The sequence below is a fragment of the Okeania sp. genome, from assembly GCF_983059655.1.
The window spans coordinates 1-2,225 of record NZ_CEZPJD010001060.1; the positions used below are offsets into that span (position 1 = coordinate 1).

1 protein-coding gene and 1 pseudogene are annotated in these 2,225 nt (G+C 38.7%); both read right to left on the reverse strand.

Features of this window, described 5'->3' with window-relative positions; genetic code table 11:
- Positions 1–21: 21 nt before the first annotated feature.
- Positions 22–546, reverse strand: a pseudogene (locus tag AC3DU7_RS31735) (ribonuclease D); the annotation flags it as partial.
- Between the two features lie 81 nt (positions 547–627).
- A partial coding sequence (gene ltrA / locus AC3DU7_RS31740) for a group II intron reverse transcriptase/maturase (RefSeq protein ID WP_488043210.1) occupies positions 628–2,225 on the reverse strand: 1,598 nt, incomplete at its 5' end.

The following is a 2,225-nucleotide window of genomic DNA, read 5'->3' on the forward strand; positions in this document are numbered from 1 at the left end:
ATTTAACAAACACTTTCTTAATTAATGCTCAAAAACATCCTTATATTGTAACAAATCTAAGTTAACAAATACAGGCAGAAATTCAAAACACTGTTGTGCTAACTCCCATCTTTCTTCACGTTTCAACATCTCAGTTAATTTCTTTCTTACACTCAATAAATACCGCACATCATTAGCAGCATAATTCAATTGTTCTTCAGTTAAATTAACCGAATTTCCCCAGTCAGAACTTTGAGCAGACTTATCCAACTCTACCTTTTCTAACTCCATTACCAACTCCTTTAAACCATGTTTTCCTGTATAAGTTCGTGCCAACTTACTAGCAATTTTTGTACAGAAAATCGGAGAAGTTTTAATATCTAAATGATACTGCAACATTGCTACATCAAACCTCGCAAAATGAAATACCTTAACTATGCTATTTGCTTCCATTAATTGTTTTAAATTTGGTGCATCTTTTTGTCCTTTTTCAATACGAATAGCTGTAACCATGCCTCGATCGTCACATAACTGTACTAAACATAAGCGATCGCGCCAAGGTAATAATTAGGGGTCGATAGGAGCCTCACGACTCCCACCTCCCATTCAGAACCGGACGTGAGACTTTCGCCTCATCCGGCTCCTGACTTAACCAACCTGATTGTCACAGGTACAGTCTTTGTTTACCAGAATTAGCATATCTTCTGCCCATTTGTAGTTCTGGGGTAGTTTGATACCTTTGAACTTGGGTTTATGACTGCCGTCTAAGGTTGTTTTGTGGTCATGGCAATGATTATGTAGTAACTGTAGATTTTGATATTCATTTTTTCCACCCAGAGATTTAGAGTGAATATGGTCGATTTCAATATTGTCATTTTCGTGAAAATATTGACCACAGTAGTTACATTTGCCATTTTGTATTTTAAGCAATTTTGCAACACGGGTTGGGGTTCCTGTGTAGTTTCCCCTTCTTTTACTCCAATACAACCAGTTTCCATCATAAGGTGATGTTTCTGACCGGACTAAAGGGTGGCGAGTTATCTTTGTTTGCCTGTAATTCTGAAGGATTACTCCTTCTTCGGCTTGGAAAGTCCATGCGCCATATTTCCCGTTTCTAAAGTATTTCCTTAGTTTTTTGTAGTTAGCCCGACCAGTTCTTGATACTGTCCATGCTCTGAGGATTTTCCACATATAATGGTCTAGCGAGGCAAAGATATCTTTGCTTGCTACACTTTTGTAGTAATTGCACCATCCTCTAATAATTGGGTTTAGTCTGCTGATTAGTGCCGACTGTGGTGCTGTTCTATGTTGATTTACTACTTTCTTAATTTCTTCCTTATGAGCTTTGATTGCTTTGTCACTCGGTCTGATCAGCGTTTTTGTTTCTAGTCTTCTTACTAATCGTGGCGTGACTACTTTTCCAGCATGATGTTTTCCCGTCGGATATTGCCTAATATTGAAACCTAAGAAATCAAAACCTGGTTTTTCCTTCTTACCGTTGATTTCAATTTGTTTGAAGGTATGACATATTCTAGTCTTTTCCTCTTTTAGTTTTAATCCTACAGATTTTAACCATTCTTGGATTGCTTTCTTGCATTGTAGAATGACCTCTAATTCTCTATGAATCACAACGAAGTCATCGGCGTATCTGATGATTTTGGGCTTGTAACCTTGGATATTATTCTTTTGGTTAGGGAAAATTCCCTGGATGTCCCTAATCATGCCATCCAATGCGATGTTTGCCAACAGAGGTGATACGATACCGCCTTGGGGTGTGCCAGACTCTGTTTCTGTAAATACGCTATTGTCCAATATTCCTGCGTTGAGCCATTGTTTAACCTCACGTCTTATGTTTGCAGGACAATCTAATTTTGACAGTAGGTGTTCATGGTTAATTTTATCGAAACATTTTTCTATGTCAGCGTCCAAAACATACGATGGGGTTTTGCTGATGTGTACATAGATTCTTTGCATCGCATCTTGGGTTGACTTACCTGGTCTAAAGCCGTAGCTTTCACCATCAAATTGCGCTTCCCAGTATGGTTCAAGCACCATCTTAACCAAGGCTTGCATTGCTCTATCTTTGAGGGTAGGGATTCCTAATGGGCGTTGTTCGTTACAACCTGGTTTTGGTATCCATATCCTTCTCAGGGGTTTAGCTTTGTAATGTTCCGACATTTCTTTGACTAGGTTTAACCTTTGTTTTGGCGTTAGTGATTTTTCACCATCTACTCCGGCTGTTTTCT